The organism is Geobacillus sp. Y412MC52, assembly GCF_000174795.2.
In the GTDB taxonomy this organism is placed as follows: Bacteria; Bacillota; Bacilli; order Bacillales; family Anoxybacillaceae; genus Geobacillus; species Geobacillus thermoleovorans.
In genome coordinates this window covers 1,117,103-1,133,551 of sequence record NC_014915.1, presented here as the reverse complement: position 1 = coordinate 1,133,551, position 16,449 = coordinate 1,117,103, and the positions used below count along the sequence as shown (strand labels likewise).

The 16,449-nt window shown below is 56.1% G+C and carries 16 protein-coding genes; 1 reads left to right on the top strand and 15 read right to left on the bottom strand.

The annotated features are described in order from the left end of the window. Positions 1 to 15: 15 nt before the first annotated feature. From smc to GYMC52_RS05645, 12 genes are all read right to left on the bottom strand, one after another. Positions 16 to 3,579 (bottom strand): chromosome segregation protein SMC, encoded by a 3,564-nt coding sequence (gene smc / locus GYMC52_RS05700; RefSeq protein ID WP_013523382.1) that lies wholly within the window; start codon positions 3,577 to 3,579, stop codon positions 16 to 18. A 228-nt stretch (positions 3,580 to 3,807) separates the two neighbouring features. Continuing rightward, a complete protein-coding gene (rnc, locus tag GYMC52_RS05695) occupies positions 3,808 to 4,548 on the bottom strand; it encodes a ribonuclease III (RefSeq protein WP_013523381.1) in 741 nt (246 codons plus the stop codon). Positions 4,549 to 4,727: 179 nt separating this feature from the next. Beyond that, complete coding sequence (locus GYMC52_RS05690; RefSeq protein ID WP_011230691.1) at positions 4,728 to 4,961, bottom strand: acyl carrier protein; 234 nt, start codon at positions 4,959 to 4,961, stop codon at positions 4,728 to 4,730. A gap of 61 nt (positions 4,962 to 5,022) precedes the next feature. Continuing rightward, positions 5,023 to 5,766: a 3-oxoacyl-[acyl-carrier-protein] reductase gene (gene fabG, locus GYMC52_RS05685; protein WP_013523380.1), complete on the bottom strand. Its 744-nt coding sequence runs from the start codon at positions 5,764 to 5,766 to the stop codon at positions 5,023 to 5,025. A 4-nt stretch (positions 5,767 to 5,770) separates the two neighbouring features. Beyond that, positions 5,771 to 6,712, bottom strand: a complete 942-nt coding sequence (fabD, locus tag GYMC52_RS05680) for an ACP S-malonyltransferase (protein ID WP_013523379.1) — start codon at positions 6,710 to 6,712, stop codon at positions 5,771 to 5,773. A 21-nt stretch (positions 6,713 to 6,733) separates the two neighbouring features. Next, complete coding sequence (plsX, locus tag GYMC52_RS05675) at positions 6,734 to 7,717, bottom strand: phosphate acyltransferase PlsX (RefSeq protein WP_013145780.1); 984 nt, start codon at positions 7,715 to 7,717, stop codon at positions 6,734 to 6,736. Further along, positions 7,701 to 8,297 carry a transcription factor FapR gene (gene fapR, locus GYMC52_RS05670; protein ID WP_011230687.1) on the bottom strand — a complete coding sequence of 199 codons (597 nt, stop codon included), beginning with the start codon at positions 8,295 to 8,297 and terminating at the stop codon, positions 7,701 to 7,703. Before fapR ends, plsX begins: the two co-directional genes overlap by 17 nt. A gap of 300 nt (positions 8,298 to 8,597) precedes the next feature. Next, complete coding sequence (gene recG, locus GYMC52_RS05665) at positions 8,598 to 10,646, bottom strand: ATP-dependent DNA helicase RecG (protein ID WP_013523377.1); 2,049 nt, start codon at positions 10,644 to 10,646, stop codon at positions 8,598 to 8,600. Then, entirely contained in the window at positions 10,643 to 11,527 is an 885-nt protein-coding gene (gene sdaAA / locus GYMC52_RS05660; protein ID WP_013523376.1) for an L-serine ammonia-lyase, iron-sulfur-dependent, subunit alpha, read from the bottom strand. The genes recG and sdaAA overlap by 4 nt, the downstream gene beginning before the upstream one ends. 54 nt (positions 11,528 to 11,581) lie before the next feature. After that, positions 11,582 to 12,244, bottom strand: coding sequence for an L-serine ammonia-lyase, iron-sulfur-dependent subunit beta (gene sdaAB / locus GYMC52_RS05655; RefSeq protein WP_013523375.1), 663 nt, complete (start codon positions 12,242 to 12,244; stop codon positions 11,582 to 11,584). Between the two features lie 72 nt (positions 12,245 to 12,316). Next, complete coding sequence (locus tag GYMC52_RS05650) at positions 12,317 to 13,987, bottom strand: DAK2 domain-containing protein (RefSeq protein ID WP_013523374.1); 1,671 nt, start codon at positions 13,985 to 13,987, stop codon at positions 12,317 to 12,319. 17 nt (positions 13,988 to 14,004) lie between these two features. Then, positions 14,005 to 14,367: an Asp23/Gls24 family envelope stress response protein gene (locus GYMC52_RS05645; protein WP_011230682.1), complete on the bottom strand. Its 363-nt coding sequence runs from the start codon at positions 14,365 to 14,367 to the stop codon at positions 14,005 to 14,007. A 228-nt stretch (positions 14,368 to 14,595) separates the two neighbouring features. Between GYMC52_RS05645 and rpmB the strand changes: the two genes are divergently transcribed. Then, the gene (gene rpmB / locus GYMC52_RS05640; protein ID WP_011230681.1) at positions 14,596 to 14,781 is read left to right on the top strand and encodes a 50S ribosomal protein L28; all 186 of its coding nucleotides are present in this window, start codon (positions 14,596 to 14,598) and stop codon (positions 14,779 to 14,781) included. An 89-nt stretch (positions 14,782 to 14,870) separates the two neighbouring features. Here the strand turns inward: rpmB and spoVM are convergent, their stop codons facing one another. The 3 genes from spoVM to rpe all read right to left on the bottom strand — a co-directional run bounded on the left by spoVM (position 14,871) and on the right by rpe (position 16,448). Continuing rightward, positions 14,871 to 14,951 (bottom strand): stage V sporulation protein SpoVM, encoded by an 81-nt coding sequence (gene spoVM, locus GYMC52_RS05635; protein WP_011230680.1) that lies wholly within the window; start codon positions 14,949 to 14,951, stop codon positions 14,871 to 14,873. 81 nt (positions 14,952 to 15,032) lie between these two features. Next, entirely contained in the window at positions 15,033 to 15,683 is a 651-nt protein-coding gene (locus GYMC52_RS05630) for a thiamine diphosphokinase (RefSeq protein WP_013145787.1), read from the bottom strand. Positions 15,684 to 15,791: 108 nt separating this feature from the next. Further along, positions 15,792 to 16,448: a ribulose-phosphate 3-epimerase gene (rpe, locus tag GYMC52_RS05625; RefSeq protein WP_013523373.1), complete on the bottom strand. Its 657-nt coding sequence runs from the start codon at positions 16,446 to 16,448 to the stop codon at positions 15,792 to 15,794. Position 16,449 lies beyond the last annotated feature (1 nt).

Below are 16,449 nucleotides of genomic sequence, written 5' to 3'. Positions count from 1 at the left end.
AGCGCCTCCTTTCCATTATGACCGCACGAGCTCCTTCGAATCTTCCAAACGGACGGAAACAAGCTTTGAGACGCCCGATTCTTGCATCGTGACGCCGTACAGCACGTCCGCTTCTTCCATCGTCCCTTTTCGATGGGTGATGACGATAAACTGCGTGTCGCGGCTGAACCGTTTTAAATATTGGGCATACCGCTGCACGTTCGCTTCATCAAGCGCCGCTTCGACTTCATCAAGGACGCAAAACGGCACCGGACGCACCTTTAAAATCGAAAACAAGAGGGCGATCGCCGTCAGCGCCCGTTCGCCGCCGGAAAGCAAGCTTAAATGTTGCAGCTTTTTCCCCGGAGGCTGAGCGACGATGTCGATCCCAGTCTCAAGCAAGTCGTTCGGGTCGGTCAGCCGCAAATCGGCGCGCCCGCCGCCGAACAGCTCGCCAAATACCTCGCCAAAATGGGCGCGGATTTGTTCAAACGTTGTGAGAAACCGTTTTTTCATTTCTTCATCCATTTCATCGATCACTTGGTGGAGCGTCGCCTTCGCCTCTTCCAAATCGGTTTTTTGTTCGCTTAAAAAGCGGTGCCGTTCGGAAACACGTTCGTATTCATCGATCGCCCCCAAGTTGACGGTGCCGAGCTCCTCCATGGCGCGCTTGATCAGCTTCACCCGCTTGCGCGCCTCATCGGCGCCGATCTCAAGCGGGTACGCGGAGCGAGCCGCTTCAAACGACAGCCCATACTCTTCGCGCAGACGGACAAGCAGATTCTCCAGCTCCACATCAAGCCGGTTCAACTTTACTTCTTCGTCTTTCACGACATCGGCGAGCTGTTTATGCTGCCGCTTCGTCTCTTTCCATTCCTGTTCCAAATGTTCAAGACGGCGTTGGAAATCGAGCCGCTGTTCGCGACGGCTCGCGATCAGCTCCAATGTCTTTTGCTTGTCCTCAAGCTTTTGCTTTCGCAGCTGCTCAATCTCTTCCTCGTTCCATTCCGGCGCCTCCATTTCCGCATCCAAAGCGGCTCGTTCGCGCTCTGCTTCTTTGAGCCCACGGATCGTTTCGGCAAGCTCCGCTTCCCATTCTTCCACTTTCCGGCGTGCATGTTTCACGCGCTCTTTCGTTTCCGCCAAGGCGATTTTTTGCTCCGTGATCGCTGCCTGGAGCGCCTCTTTCGTCGTTTGCTCCGTCTGTTTTTGCGCCTGCAGCCGGCTGATGTCGTCATCGATCGTCTGCAGTTTCTCGGCAAGCTGCTCAAGCTGCCTGTCAATGGCGCCGAGGCGGCGGTTGAGCTCTGCCATTTCGCGCTCGTCGTTCGCCTTTTCTTCATCATACAGTGCGAGCCGCTCGTCGATCCGTTTTTTCTGCCATTCGAGCTCGCGTTGCTCGTCCTTTTGTCTTTGCAGGGCCTCCCGAAGCGCCGCAACCTCTTCTTGCAGCGCGGCCGCCTGCGCTTCCTGCTCCGCCAGCTCGTGTCGTTTTGCGGCAACAGCCCGTTCAAGCCGAGCGATCGTTTCATCCATTTCCTGCAGTTTGGCCGAAAGCATCTCAAGCTCGCGGTTTCGACTTAGCAACGACGCGGTCTTTTTCGCCGCCCCGCCGCCGGTCATCGCCCCGCCAGGGCTGACGACATCACCGTCCAATGTCACGAGGCGATAGCGATAGTGAAGAAGCTTGGCCAGCTCATTCGCGCCTTTTAAATCGGCTGTCACGATGACATGGCCGAGCAAATGGGCGATCGCCGCCCTATAGGCGCGGTCGTATTCGACGAGCTCGCTTGCGATGCCGACAAACGCCGGATGGCGGTCAATCGCCGCCCGCTCCCGTTCGGAAAGCGCGCGCGCTTTTATGACGTCAAGCGGCAAAAACGTCGCGCGCCCGTAGCCGTTCGTTTTCAAATAGTGAATCGCTTGCCGCGCCGCCTGTTCGCTGTCAACGACGATATGCTGCATCGCCCCGCCGAGCGCCGTTTCAATCGCCGTCTCATAGCGGTCCGGCACGCGGATGAGCTCAACAATGGCGCCATGAATGCCGGGCAGAAGGTCGCGCGCCTTTAATACTTCCTTTACTCCTTGGACAAAACCGGAATAATCATGTTGCATCTCTTCCAACCATTGCTGGCGCGCTTTGGTTTGCTGCCGGTATTGGCGCGCCTGATGCAGCAACGCTTCATGCTGCTCGAGCTCCGTTTTTTGCGCTGCGAGCGCCGCGGCGAGAGCGGCTTGTCTGTTATGCGCTTCCGTCAGCGCCTGTTCGAGGCGGGTCTGCTCGGCCCATAAGGCCGCCCGCTTCTGCTCAAGCTGTTCACGTTCGGCGAGATGGCGGCGGTTCGCTTCATCGAGCGCCGTCCGTTTGGCATGCAGCTTGCTGATGGCCTGCTCCACATGTGCACGTTCGTTTTTCAACGCCGCCTGTTCATGAACAAGGTCGATGTAATCACCTTTTCGCCGCTCGATTTCTTCTTCAATGTCGGCTTCATGCGCCGAAAACAAAGCCTGTTTTTCTTTCAGCTCCCGCTCGAGCGCTGCGGCGCCCGCCTCAAGCCGGGCGAGTTCCTCCCGCTCGGCATGCAGCTGCTCCGTCAAGCGGCGCCGTTTCGCAGCCAGTGCAGCCGTTATGTCGTCCAGCTGCGCTTTTCGCCTCGCGGCATGCTTTTTTCTCTCTTTCAATACTTCTTTCCGCCCTTCGAGCTTCTCAAGCTCTTCGCTGGCTAAAAGCAGCACTTGCTGCAAACCGTCGATCGATTCGTCAATGGCGGTCATTTGATCGCGCAGCTGTTCGATTTGGGCTTCCATTTTCTGCAACGCCGCCGCCAGCGCCCCTTCGTCCCGCTGGTGCCCATCAAGCGCTTCCTTCAACTCATTCCATTGCCCGCGCAGCTGCTCGATGTCGTGAACCATCAGCGCCACATCAAATCGCTCGAGCTCTTCGCGTTTTTCCAAAAACTCTTTGGCGAGCGACGCCTGCATGCGGAGCGGCTCAAGCTGCTGTTCGAGCTCGTGCAAAATATCGTTGACGCGGTGCAAGTTGTCTTGCGTCTCCGCTAGCTTCGCCTCCGCCTTTTTTTTCCGCAGCTTGTACTTCAACACGCCGGCCGCTTCTTCAAAAATCGTGCGCCGCTCTTCCGGTTTGCTGCTTAAAATCTCTTCGACCCGGCCTTGGCCGATGATAGAAAACGCCTCCTTGCCGAGCCCGGAATCGAGAAACAAATCGACGATGTCTTTCAAACGGCACGGCTGGCGGTTGATGAAAAACTCGCTCTCCCCCGAGCGATAGACGCGCCGGGTCACGCTCACTTCCTGGTACTCAAGCGGCAAAAAGCCGTCTTCATTGTCGAGTGTGATCGTCACTTCAGCCACATTGAGCGGCTTGCGCGATTCGCTGCCGGCGAAGATGACGTCTTCCATTTTCGCCCCGCGCAACGATTTTGCTGATTGCTCACCGAGCACCCAACGGATCGCATCGGTAATGTTGCTTTTGCCGCTCCCGTTCGGACCGACGACCGCCGTCACACCAGGGACAAACTCGATCGATACACGGTCGGCGAACGATTTAAAGCCGATCACATCCAATCGTTTCAGGAACATGGTATGACGCCTCACCATCTTTCCACTGTGATCCACCACAAACACCCCGGAGCCCTTTTGGGAAACCGAGACGTTCGATCTTTTCATCCTACCATATGAGCTATCGAAAAAAACGCCTTTCTTCCCCCGCTCAAGGCGCGCATGTTCATCGAAACACCCATGAGCAGCGTTTGCTCTCCATCCCTTCGCACGTTCACAGAAAAAAGACTGACGTAACAGCGCCAGCCTTCACTGCTGATCGGCAGCCCGCAACGTTTCGAGCGCCATTTGCGCCGCATGCTGTTCGGCTTCCTTTTTCGAGCGGCCGACGCCGATGCCAAGCTCTTGGCCGTTTAACGCTACGCGGGCGACAAACTCCTTGTTGTGGGCCGGACCTTTTTCCTCCAAAATGGCGTATTCAAGCGTTCCGCTGCCGTCCCGCTGCACCAATTCCTGCAGCTGGCTTTTAAAATCCATCACATGAGAAAAAGCACCTTCATCAATTTTCGGAAACATCGTTTTCTCCAAAAAGCGGATGACCGCGTCCATTCCTTGATCCAAATACAAAGCGCCGATGAACGCCTCAAAGACGTCTGCCAAGAGCGCCGGACGCGTCCGCCCGCCGGTCAGCTCCTCGCCTTTGCCGAGCAAGACGAGCTCGCCGAACGACAGGGCGTTGGCAAATTTCACAAGCGACGGCTCGCAGACGATGGCCGCCCTCAGCTTCGTCAATTGCCCCTCGCTCATATGCGGGAACTTTTGAAATAAATATTGAGAAACGGTCAGCTCCAGCACGGCATCGCCTAAAAACTCAAGCCGTTCATTGTCTTCGTGAAGCCGCCGCCGATGCTCATTCACATACGATGAATGGGTGAACGCTTGAATCAACAGCTTTTCGTTTCGAAAGGTGATGCCGATTTTTTTTTGCAGCTCTTGAAACTTCGCCCGCCTCTTTTCATGGATGCGCTCTTTATCTTTTTGTTTTGACATAAAAATGCCCTCCGACTTCGTTCCAGAACAAAATGGCCGTGTCTTCTTCTATTATATCCGTTCTCCGGTCCGCTACGCGAGCGGGAATCGTGCGCTTTTTTCCGCAAGACCCGCCGAGCATCCCTGAAAAAGCAGAGAAAGCCCCGTTCGAAGCAACGGGACTTTGCAAAAAAGCGGCATTACAGACGACTTTTTATGTAGTTCACAGCGTCTCCGACTGTGACGATTTTTTCCGCCTCTTCATCGGAAATTTCCATGTTGAATTCGTCTTCAAGTTCCATGACGAGTTCGACGATGTCGAGCGAGTCAGCGCCCAGGTCGTCCTTAAACGACGCCTCGAGCGTCACTTGCGATTCGTCAACCCCCAGCCGGTCAACGATGATTTTCGTTACACGTTCCAATACATCGGCCATTGCGTTCACCTCCCTTCATGATTATAGTCGATTGGCAGAAAAAATACTAGCGCTGTTTTTCTTACGGCATCACCATGCCGCCGTCAACATGAAGCGTCTGTCCGGTCATGTAGCTCGCGGCGTCGGAAGCGAGGAAAGCGACGACGCGGGCGACATCATCCGGCTCGCCAAAGCGGGCGAGCGGAATTTGCTTTAACATTTCCGCCTTCAGCTCCGGGCTGAGCGCTTCGGTCATATCGGTCGTAATGAATCCTGGTGCGACGGCGTTAACGGTGATGTTGCGGCTGGCAAGTTCGCGCGCCGCCGTCTTCGTCAGCCCGATGACGCCGGCCTTGGCGGCGACATAGTTCGCCTGCCCCGGATTGCCGATCACGCCGACGACCGAAGCAATGTTGACGATCCGCCCATAGCGCTGCTTCATCATCGGGCGCGTTGCCGCCTTCGTACAAAGAAATACCCCTTTTAAATTCGTGTTAATCACGGCATCCCATTCTTCTTCTTTCATCCGCATCAATAAATTGTCGCGTGTAATGCCGGCGTTGTTGACCAAAATATCGAGGCGGCCAAAATGGTCAATCGTCGTTTTCACCATGCGCTCAACATCTTCAGCGCGGGCGACGTCCGCCTGCACGGCGATCGCTTCGCGGCCGAGCGAGCGGATGGCCTCGACAACTTCATTCGCTTTCGCCTCGCTGCCGGCGTAATTGACGGCAACGTTCGCCCCTTGGCGGGCAAGCTCCAGAGCGACCGCCCGGCCAATGCCGCGCGACGCCCCGGTCACAAGAGCAATTTTTCCTTCGAGCATCGCTTTATTCCCCTTTCAGCGCCGCAACGGTCGCTTCGAAGGAAGCAAGATCGTTCACCGCATAAACGCGGGCGTTGCGGTCGATTTTTTTCACAAGGCCGGACAACACTTTTCCCGGACCGATTTCGACAAACGTGTCGACGCCAAGCGAAAGAAGCGTGCGCACCGACTGCTCCCAACGCACCGGCGAGTACAGTTGTTCAATGAGAAGGCGGGCGATGTCCTCTTTTTTCGTCACCGGCTCAGCAGTCACATTGGCGACGACCGGAATGACGGCGTCACGAATCACCAAACTGTCAAGAACCGCTTTCAGTTTTTCTGCCGCCGGCTTCATGAGAGCGGAGTGGAACGGACCGCTCACCTCAAGCGGAATGACGCGTTTGGCGCCGCGTTCTTTCAAAAGCTGCGCCGCTTTTTCCACTCCGGCTTTCGAGCCGGAGATGACAATTTGCCCCGGGCAGTTGAAGTTGGCCGGCTCGACCGGATCGCCTTGGGCGGCGATTTCATTTGTCACTGCTTCAAGCGCATCAGCGTCCATCCCAAGCACCGCCGCCATCGTCCCTTCACCGGCCGGCACCGCTTCATCCATCAGCTCACCGCGGCGGCGCACCGCGTAGACGGCATCGGCAAACGACATGGCGCCGGCGGCGACAAGCGCCGTATATTCGCCCAAACTATGGCCAGCGACATAGTCCGCTTTCAGCCCAGCGCCGTCGACAAGCTGGAGCAAGGCGATGCTGGCGGTCAAGAGCGCCGGCTGGGCGTTATATGTCAACGTCAGCTCTTCTTGCGGTCCGTTGAACATGAGCTTGGAAAGCGCGAATCCAAGCCGCTCGTCAGCCTCCGCGATGACGGCACGGGCGCGGGCGTCATGCTCGGCAGCGTCTTTCGCCATGCCGACCGTCTGCGATCCTTGGCCAGGAAATAAAAAGGCGATTTTCCCCATTTTTGATTCCTCCTTTACCGATTATGCCCGTTCCAGCTCCGCTCTGATCGTGCCGATGACATCATGAACCACCATCTCTCGCGCCTGGCGGATGGCGTGGAAGATGGCGTTCGCATCAGACGACCCGTGCGCTTTAATGACCGGAGCATTTAAGCCAAACAGCGCCGCGCCGCCATACTCCGAGTAGTCCATCATTTTTTTCAGCCCGGCGAGCTTTGGCTTGAGGACGGCGGCGGCCAGCTTCGCCGCGACGCCGCTTGTCAGCGTCTGCTTGAGCAAGGAAAAGAGCGCCAGCGCCGTCCCTTCAATCGTTTTTAACGCAACATTGCCGGCAAAGCCGTCGGCGACGACAACATCAGCCACTCCTTGCAGCAGATCGCGCGCTTCGACATTGCCGATGAAATGAAGGTTCGTTTCCTTGAGCAAGGCAAACGCCCGTTTCGTTGTTTCGTTTCCTTTTTGGTCTTCCGTTCCGACGTTCAACAAGCCGATGCGCGGTTTTTCGACGCCGCGCACGTTCTTTGCGTACGCATGTCCCATCAAAGCGTATTGCTGCAAATGTTCCGGCTTTGCATCGACGTTGGCGCCGACATCCAGAAAGACAAAGCCGCGCCCATCCAACGTCGGCAGCGTCGGGGCGAGCGCCGGGCGGTCGATGCCGGCTGCCCGCCCGACGACAAACAGTCCGGCTGCCATGAGCGCCCCGGTATTGCCGGCGGAAATGCAGGCAGCGGCGCGCCCTTCTTTCACTTCTTCCGCCATGCGCACCATCGACGAGTTCTTTTTGCGCCGCACCGCCCGCACCGGCTCATCATCTGCTTCGATCACTTCGTCGGTGTGGATGATCGAAATGCGCTCTTCACCCGCCACATGCGGGCGAATTTTCGCTTCATCGCCAATCAGCGTAATCTCGATGTCAGGGAAATGGGCGGCGGCCATAAGCGCCCCGCGCACGATTTCGCCCGGGGCATGGTCTCCGCCCATGGCATCAACCGCGATATTCATTGCTGTCCCCATCCTTTTTCTCTATGTTTGAACGATACATTTCAAACGTACCAGAAAAGACGAGCTCCTGGCCGACGTAGCTGTTCACCTCGACGATTGTGCGCCCGTGCGCCGTTTTTCCGGTCACTTTCGCTTTGGCTACGACCCGCTCCCCTTCTTTCACTTGACGCACAAAACGAATGGTCGCTTTCGCTGTCAGCGCCAGTTCATCATGGATGACAGCGACGGCAAGCGAGTTGGCCTGAGCGAACAAATGATGGCCGCGGGCGATGCGGGTGCGCCGAAAGACGTGCTCCTCTTTCACATCGAAAATCGAAATGGCGCTCGCATCCGGCTCGATGTCAATAATGTCGCCGATCACTTCTTCAAGCGGCAACGCCCGCACTTTATCAGCGAACGACTGGCGGGCGACATTCTTGATGCGCTCACGCAGTTCGGGAATCGACAGCTCAAGCCGATCAAGGCGGATCGTCTGCACGCTGACCGAAAATTTTTCGGCGAGCTCTTCATCGGTGATAAACGGGTTTTCCCGGATCGTCTCCTGCAACAACCGTTGCCGTTCGCGTTTGCTTTTTCTCATCGATTCGTGACACCGTCCGAATTTTATGACTAGGTACTAAAAGTAATATATAATATCAAAAAACGAAATGCAAGCACAAAAAATGAACAGCGCCACATGCTGTCGGCCGCTGTGAATCCGACGCCCCCCTCGCCAAACGGCTTTCTGCTCCATCCTCGAGGCCCACAAACGAAATAGTGGGACAGGCATCTCCTGCCTCCTCCGTCCGAGCAATGAAAATATAGGCTTCCACTGGCCAAAAAATCAATTACCATAAAAAACAGCGGGGCGCGAATGCGCCGGCCGCCTCCTCCCTGTCTATTAATCTAGCTTTTCCCCGTCGAGTAGGCCGGACGCTTCCAGCTCGGCGCGCAGCCCGGCGTACGCCTCATCGCGCCAAAACGCGGCCGAGGAAACGAGCTTGGCGGCATCGCGGCGGGCGACTTCCAAAATGCGGTAATCATGCACTGGATCGCCGTAGCGGAATTCCGGGAGCCCGCTTTGTTTTGTACCGAAAAAATCGCCCGGACCGCGCAGCTCCAAATCTTTTTCGGCCAACACAAACCCATCGGCCGTTTCCGTCATGATGCGCATTCGTTCTTTGCCGACTTCCGATTTCGGGTCGGCGATCAAAATGCAGTACGACTGGGCGTCGCCGCGCCCGACCCGCCCGCGCAGCTGATGGAGCTGGGCGAGGCCAAACCGTTCGGCGTCGTAAATGACCATCACCGTCGCATTCGGTACATTCACGCCGACTTCAACAACCGTCGTCGAGACGAGCACATGGATGCGGTTTTCGCTGAACGCCCGCATGACGCGTTCTTTTTCGTCGGCCGACAGCCGGCCGTGCATCAAGCCGATCTCATATTTCCCGCGATAATAATGGACAAGCTGGCTATGGACATCGATGGCGTTTTGCACATCCAATTTGTCCGACTCCTCAATGAGCGGACAGATGACATACGCCTGATGACCACGGCGCAATTCCTTTTCGATAAAATCGAGCACGCGGGAGAACTGATGATGCTTCACCCAATACGTCTCGACTTTTTTTCGTCCGGCCGGCATTTCATCGAGCACCGATACGTCCATGTCGCCGAACGCTGTAATGGCGAGTGTGCGCGGAATCGGCGTCGCCGTCATCATCAATACATCCGGTGCATGCCCTTTCTCACGCAAAACGCGGCGCTGTTCGACGCCAAACCGGTGCTGCTCGTCCGTAATAACGAGGCCAAGCCGGCGAAACTGCACTCCTTCTTGAATCAAGGCGTGCGTGCCTACGACGATATCAATTGTTCCTTCTTCCAGTTCGGCAAGCACCGCTTTGCGCTGCTTTCCCTTCACTGAGCTTGTCAAGAGCGCGATCGTCACATCCGTATCGGCAAACAGCTCGGCGAGCGAGCGGGCGTGCTGTTCAGCCAGAATTTCCGTCGGCACCATCAGCGCTCCTTGAAATCCGGACAAAGCGGCGGCGTAAAGAGCGACAGCGGCAACGACCGTCTTGCCAGAACCGACGTCGCCTTGCAAAAGCCGGTTCATTTGCCGCGGCGAGCGCATGTCCGCCAAAATTTCGCCGATGACACGGCGCTGGGCGTTCGTCAAGACAAACGGCAATCCGGAAAGAAAGGACGAAAGCCGCTCTTCAGAAAACGAATGAACGACGCCGCGCCGCTCATCGCGCATCAATCGACGGAGCGCCTGCATTTTCAGCTGGTACAACAAAAACTCCTCATAGATGAGCCGGCGCCGCGCCTGATGCAATTCTTCGCGCGTGCGCGGAAAATGAAGGGCGCGGAGCGCTTCTTGTTTGTCGACAAGGCGATAAGCGCGGCGCAAAGCGGGCGGCAGCGGGTCGGGGATGTGCTCGCCAAACTGTTCGAACGCCGCTTTCATCAACCGGCGCATCGTTTTCACCGTCAGCGGGCTGCGCACGGAGTAAACCGGCTCGATGCCGGTGGTCTCCGGAGCCGGTCCGAACCGAAGTTCGTAGGCGTTGATCGTTTGCCGATGCCGGTCCCATTTGCCGATCACCGTCACCGTCTCGTTCAGGGCGATTTTTTCCTTCAAATAGGGACGGTTGAAACAAACAACGGTGATCAAGTAGCGATCAGCCAGCATGCGGAAGGAAAGGCGCGATTTTTTCTTTCCGTAATACGTCAACAGCGGGGCGCTGTATACTTTTCCTTCCACTGTCACTTTTTCTTCATGGCGGACGGCGGCCAAATCTTTTTGTTCGTAATCATCATAGCGGTACGGGGCGTACGCGAGCAGCTCGCCGATCGTCGCGATGCCGATGTCGGCAAGCGCCGCCGCCGTCTCTTCACCGATGCCTTTGACCGCCGTCACCGGCTGCTGCATCGCTTCGTTCACTTCGATGCCGCAGAAGCGCCGAAAATGCGAGCCGCAATGGCGCGGCCAGTCGGCGTCGCGGCCAACCCCCCTTGCGCCGTTTCTTTGAGCGCCACCGGCATGGCTGCACCGATGCGATACATCGCTTCAATCACTTCATCGCACGGGATGCGGCTTTTAATGCCGGCTAGCGCCATATCCGCAGCGATCATGGCGTTCGCCGCCCCCATCGCGTTCCGCTTGACGCACGGCACTTCGACCAGGCCAGCAACCGGGTCGCATACTAATCCCAACATATTTTTTAAGGCGATGGCCATCGCTTCGGCCGCTTGAGCAGGCGTCCCACCGGCCAGCTCCACCAACGCCGCGGCCGCCATGCCAGCCGCCGACCCGACCTCGGCCTGACAGCCGCCGGCGGCGCCGGAAATCGAGGCGTTGTTCGCGACGACGTAGCCAAACGCCCCGGCTGTAAACAAAAACTCGATCATTTCCATCCTTGTCGGCCGCAGCTTCTCTTTCACGGCAAACAACGTCCCTGGAACGACGCCGGCCGCCCCTGCCGTCGGGGTGGCGCAAATAACGCCCATCGCCGCGTTCACTTCGTTCGTCGCCATGGCTTTGCTGACGGCGTCCAAAATCGTCTCCCCAGACAAAAAACGGCCGCCCTCAATATAACGCTGCATCCGCACCGCATCGCCGCCCGTCAGCCCGGAGCGGGACACAACCCCTTCGAGTCCCCTCTCGACGGCGCGCTCCATGACCGACAAATGGTGATCCATTTGCGCGATCACCTCTTCTCGACTTCTTCCGCTTACCTCCACTTCTTGGCGAATCATCACTTCAGCGATTTTGATGTTGTCCTTTTCTGCCATCTCCACGAGTTCAGCTACATTGCGAAACATATCATTTCCCACCTATCCTCTCTCCATCATGGTGCATCGGAAACCGATTTCTTTTTAATCCACAAGCTTCGCCACTTGAATGATGTTCGGCAACTGCTCCAATTCTTGAATCAGATCATCGGTCAACGGCTGGTCGACTTCGATCGCCATGAGCGCCTCTTTCCCTTTCTCCTTGCGCGACACTTCCATGTGGCCGATGTTGATCTTCCGCTTCGCCAACACGGAAGCCACCGCTCCAATCGTCCCGTACCGGTCGTTATGCATAATGAGCAGCGCTGGATGATGGCCGGACAGCTTCAAGGCAAACCCATTCAATTCGACGATTTCGATTTTTCCGCCGCCGATCGAAATGCCGACGAGCTCAAGCTCGCCTTCATCATCGCCAATCCGCAGGCGCGCCGTATTCGGATGATGCGGAACCGCCTCCTCAGCGGAAAACGACACATCCACACCTTCCGCTTGGGCGATCTCGAGCGCATTCGGAAGACGTTCATCGAACGTGTCAAACCCAAGCAACCCAGCGGCAATGGCAACATCGGTGCCATGCCCCCGATACGTTTCGGCAAATGAACCGTAAAACGAAATGCGCGCCCACGTCGGCTTTCGGCCAAACAACTTGCGCGCGACTAAACCGATGCGCACCGCCCCGGCCGTATGTGAACTTGACGGCCCGACCATCACCGGGCCAATGATATCAAAGACGCTTTTGTATTTCATCTCCGCTATTCCTCCACAAAACAGAAAAATAAGAAAATAGAAGGGAATGCTCCCTTCTATTATTCTAACATATTATTCGACGGAAATGATGAATGGATACAGCGGCTGCTTTCCGTTATGCACTTCCACTTCGACCCCGTCATGTTTCGTTTCCAAATAGGCAACGACTGTTTCCACATCGATCTCCGTTGCGTCTTCGCCGTACAAAATGGTCACGATTTCGCTTTCTTCATCAATGAGCGCATCAAGCAGCCGCTTCGTTACGGTGAGTTTGTCTTTGTCAGCGGCAATAATGCGGTCATCCCATAACCCCATGTAATCGCCCTTTTGAATCTCGATGCCGTCAATCGTCGTATCGCGCACGGAAAATGTCACTTGCCCCGTTTTCACTCGCGACAGCGCCGCCGTCATCGCCCGCTCATTTTGCTCGGCCGATTGCGCCGGATTGAACGCCAAGAGCGCCGCCAGACCTTGCGGAACCGTTTTCGACGGGATGACGACAACCCGTTGTTCAGACAACTCTGCCGCTTGTTTGGCCGCCATCACAATGTTTTTGTTGTTTGGCAGCACAAACACCGTTTCCGCGTTGGCGAGGCGGATGGCATCAGCGATTTCTTCCGTGCTCGGGTTCATCGTTTGCCCACCTTCAATGATGGCGTGGGCACCGATGCTCCGAAACAGTTCAGCCACGCCAGCGCCCATGGCGACGGCGACGATGCCGTACGGCTTTGCTTCCTCTTTGGCAACACCAGTCAGCGTTTTGGCCTCCTTGCCGACGATGTTGGCATGTTGTTCGCGCATGTTTTCAATTTTAATATTGATCAAGCTGCCGTAGCGTTGACCGTATGTCAGCACCTCACCCGGCGTTTCCGAGTGGATGTGCACCTTAACAAGCTCGTCATCCGCGACAACAAGCAACGAGTCGCCGAACTGGCTTAACTCGCGGCGGAACGTTTCTTCGGAAAACGGGTGCTCGGCCAGCTTTTCCGGCTCAAAACGGACCATGAACTCCGTGCAGTAGCCAAACTCGATCTCATCGGTATGAATATGACTTTGCGCGCTTTGATGGTGCACCATTTTCACTAAATCGTCCATCCGCGCCTCAGCGCGTGCGGCGCTCACGATTTCTCCTTTCAGAGCAGCAAGAAACCCTTCATAGATGTATACGAGCCCTTGACCGCCGCTGTCGACGACACCGACTTCCTTTAAGATCGGGAGCAATTCGGGTGTGCGCTTAAGCGCCGCTTTCGCCTCGGCGAGCGCCGCTTCCATCACGGCGATCACGTCGCGTTCTTTTTTTGCCACCTCCACCGCCTTGCGCGCCGCTTCTTTGGCAACGGTGAGGATCGTCCCCTCAACCGGCTTCATCACCGCCTTATAGGCTGTGTCCACCCCCGCCTGCAAAGCGGCGGCGAATTCGAAGCTGTTCACCGCTTGTTTGCCTTCGACTGCCTTGGCAAATCCGCGGAACAGCTGCGACAAAATGACGCCGGAATTGCCGCGCGCCCCCATCAACAGCCCTTTCGCCAGCGCCGCGGCGACGTTGCCGATATGGTCGGAGGCATTCGCCTTCACTTCTTTCGCCCCGGACGTCATCGACAAGTTCATGTTCGTTCCTGTATCGCCATCTGGAACCGGAAAGACGTTCAGCGCATCGACCGTCTTGGCGTTGTTCGCCAAATGTGCGGCCCCTTGCTGCACCATATCGGCAAATCGTCTTCCGTCAAGCGTCCTCATTGTCACCGGCTAACTCCTCCTTACTACGGGTTTGACACCCGAACCCCTTGAACGTAAATATTGATCGACTGAACCGCCAGCCCGAGCGTCTGATCGAGCGTGTACTTCACTTTCGACTGCACGTTATGGGCGACTTCGGAAATTTTCGTTCCGTAGCTGACGATGATGTACATATCGATATGTACCTCGCCGTTTTCTTCGCGGACAATAACCCCTTTGGAAAAATTCTCCCGGCGCAAAATTTCCGACAGCCCATCGCGAATTTGGTTTTTCGACGCCATTCCGACAATGCCGTAACAATCGACGGCTGCTCCCCCCGCGATCATCGCAATGACTTCATTGGCGACTTCGATGCGCCCGTATTTCGTTTGCCATTCAATCGACATGCTCGTTCCCCCTTTGCGTATCTCGCACAGCTACCCCTATTGTACTATAACGCTTTCTGTTTTCAAAGCGCTTCCCGTCCGCCCACTAGTATTATTTAGCCGAAAACTGAAATAGATGTCAAGGACAGTTTCTTGAAAGAAAACCGCACGTCTATTGCAATCCCTACGGTTGTATGGTAAATTATAATAGTGTTTTTAGAGGGATGTGAAAGCAAGGAGGGAAAAACGATGGCGAAGTGCTTCATTACCGGCAAGAAGAAATCGTTCGGCAACTCGCGTTCGCATGCCATGAACGCCAGCCGCCGCACATGGAAAGCCAACTTGCAAAAAGTGCGCATTTTAGTTGACGGCAAACCGAAACGCGTCTGGGTTTCGGCGCGCGCACTGAAATCTGGAAAAGTGAAACGCGTCTAACGGCCTAACGAAAAGAAGCCGCCCCAAAAGGTTGCAACCCTCCTTTTGTTCGGCGGCAACAAAAAAGCACCAAAAATGGTGCTTTTTTCTTATCCTTTTTTAAATGCGTTCAACACCGCCCGCACGATTCCGCCTAAAAATCTCGGCAGCTTGATCGTATAAAACTTCATCCCGATTCCCTCCTCACACCGATCATCACGAGCTTCCCGCCATTTCCTTATCCATTATATTCCGTCATAAGCCAAGCGCGACTACGGGCAGCCGGCAAAATCGCTGCTCCTTATCATCATTAATATGCCTTCTGAAAACGAAAAAGTACCGGAAGATTGGATAAGTTCATTACTAATACATAATGTCGAACCGCGAGAAATATGACAGTTTGTTAACGGATATTTAAATCCCATCAGCGTAAGTTCTGCCACCGTTTCGGAAATCGGGATGTATGACACATAACGGTATCGATCGTCTCGCGCGACCGTATGCACGCCGGGCAGATGGACGGTGAGCACGTTTTGCCGGTCGATGAGTTCAATGGGCCGCCCGGCGTACTTTAACAGCAGCTCAACGTTGCCAAACAAATGGTCAAGCCGCCCGCCGGTCGCCCCAAACAGACGGATGGCCCCATCTGTCTGCCTAACCGCCCAGTCAAGGGCGATCTCCATATCCGTTTTGTCTTTTTCCGCCGGCCAAATGTCAAGCTCCGGCAGCATCTCCCTTAGCCGCTTGACCTCCTCAGCCGGCAAGGAATCAAAATCGCCAAACGCCCGCACCGGGCGGAGTCCGAAATCCAGCAGCGCTTTCGTGCCGCGGTCGACGCCGACCCACTGCACATCGCTCCCATCATACGAGCGCAAATCGGGAAGAAGGTGGGGCGGACCGCCGCCGACAATATGAATCAACACATGCGTTTCCCCCTTTCGGCAAGGGCCGAGGCAGCCATCTTCCGTTCTTTTCTTTGCTCTCATCACCCTGCGGCTCAATAAGATGGCAAAAGCGGCGCTGCCTTTTGGCTAGTTGGCGCACGCTTTGCGAAGCGTGCGAATAGCGGCGGCTCGATCCCGTTCATTGTAGATGGCCGAGCCGGCGACAAGCACGTTCGCTCCGGCTTCCACGCAAAGCGGCGCCGTTTCCGCATTGATGCCGCCGTCGACCTCAATATCGACCTCTTTGTTTTGTTCACTGGCCATCCGGGCGACCTCACGGATTTTTGGCACGACCGCCGGAATGAACGCCTGTCCGCCAAACCCTGGATTGACCGTCATCAACAAGACGAGATCGACATCACCGATCACATGGCGGATCATCTCGACCGGTGTATGCGGATTGAGCACCACCCCGGCTTTGACGCCTTGTTCTTTGATAAAATGAATCGTCCGATGCAAATGCACGCACGCCTCAACATGGACGGAAATCACATCCGCGCCCGCTTTCGCAAACGCCGGAATGTATCGGTCCGGGTCGGCGATCATCAAATGGACGTCAAGCGGCAGCTTCGTCACCGGTCGAATGGCGGCCACGACCGGCGGACCGAACGTCAAATTCGGCACGAAATGCCCGTCCATGATATCGACATGAATCCAATCCGCCCCGCCTTCCTCGACCGAACGAATTTCCTCAGCCAGGCGGGCGAAATCGGCTGATAAAATCGATGGCGCAATTCGAATCATG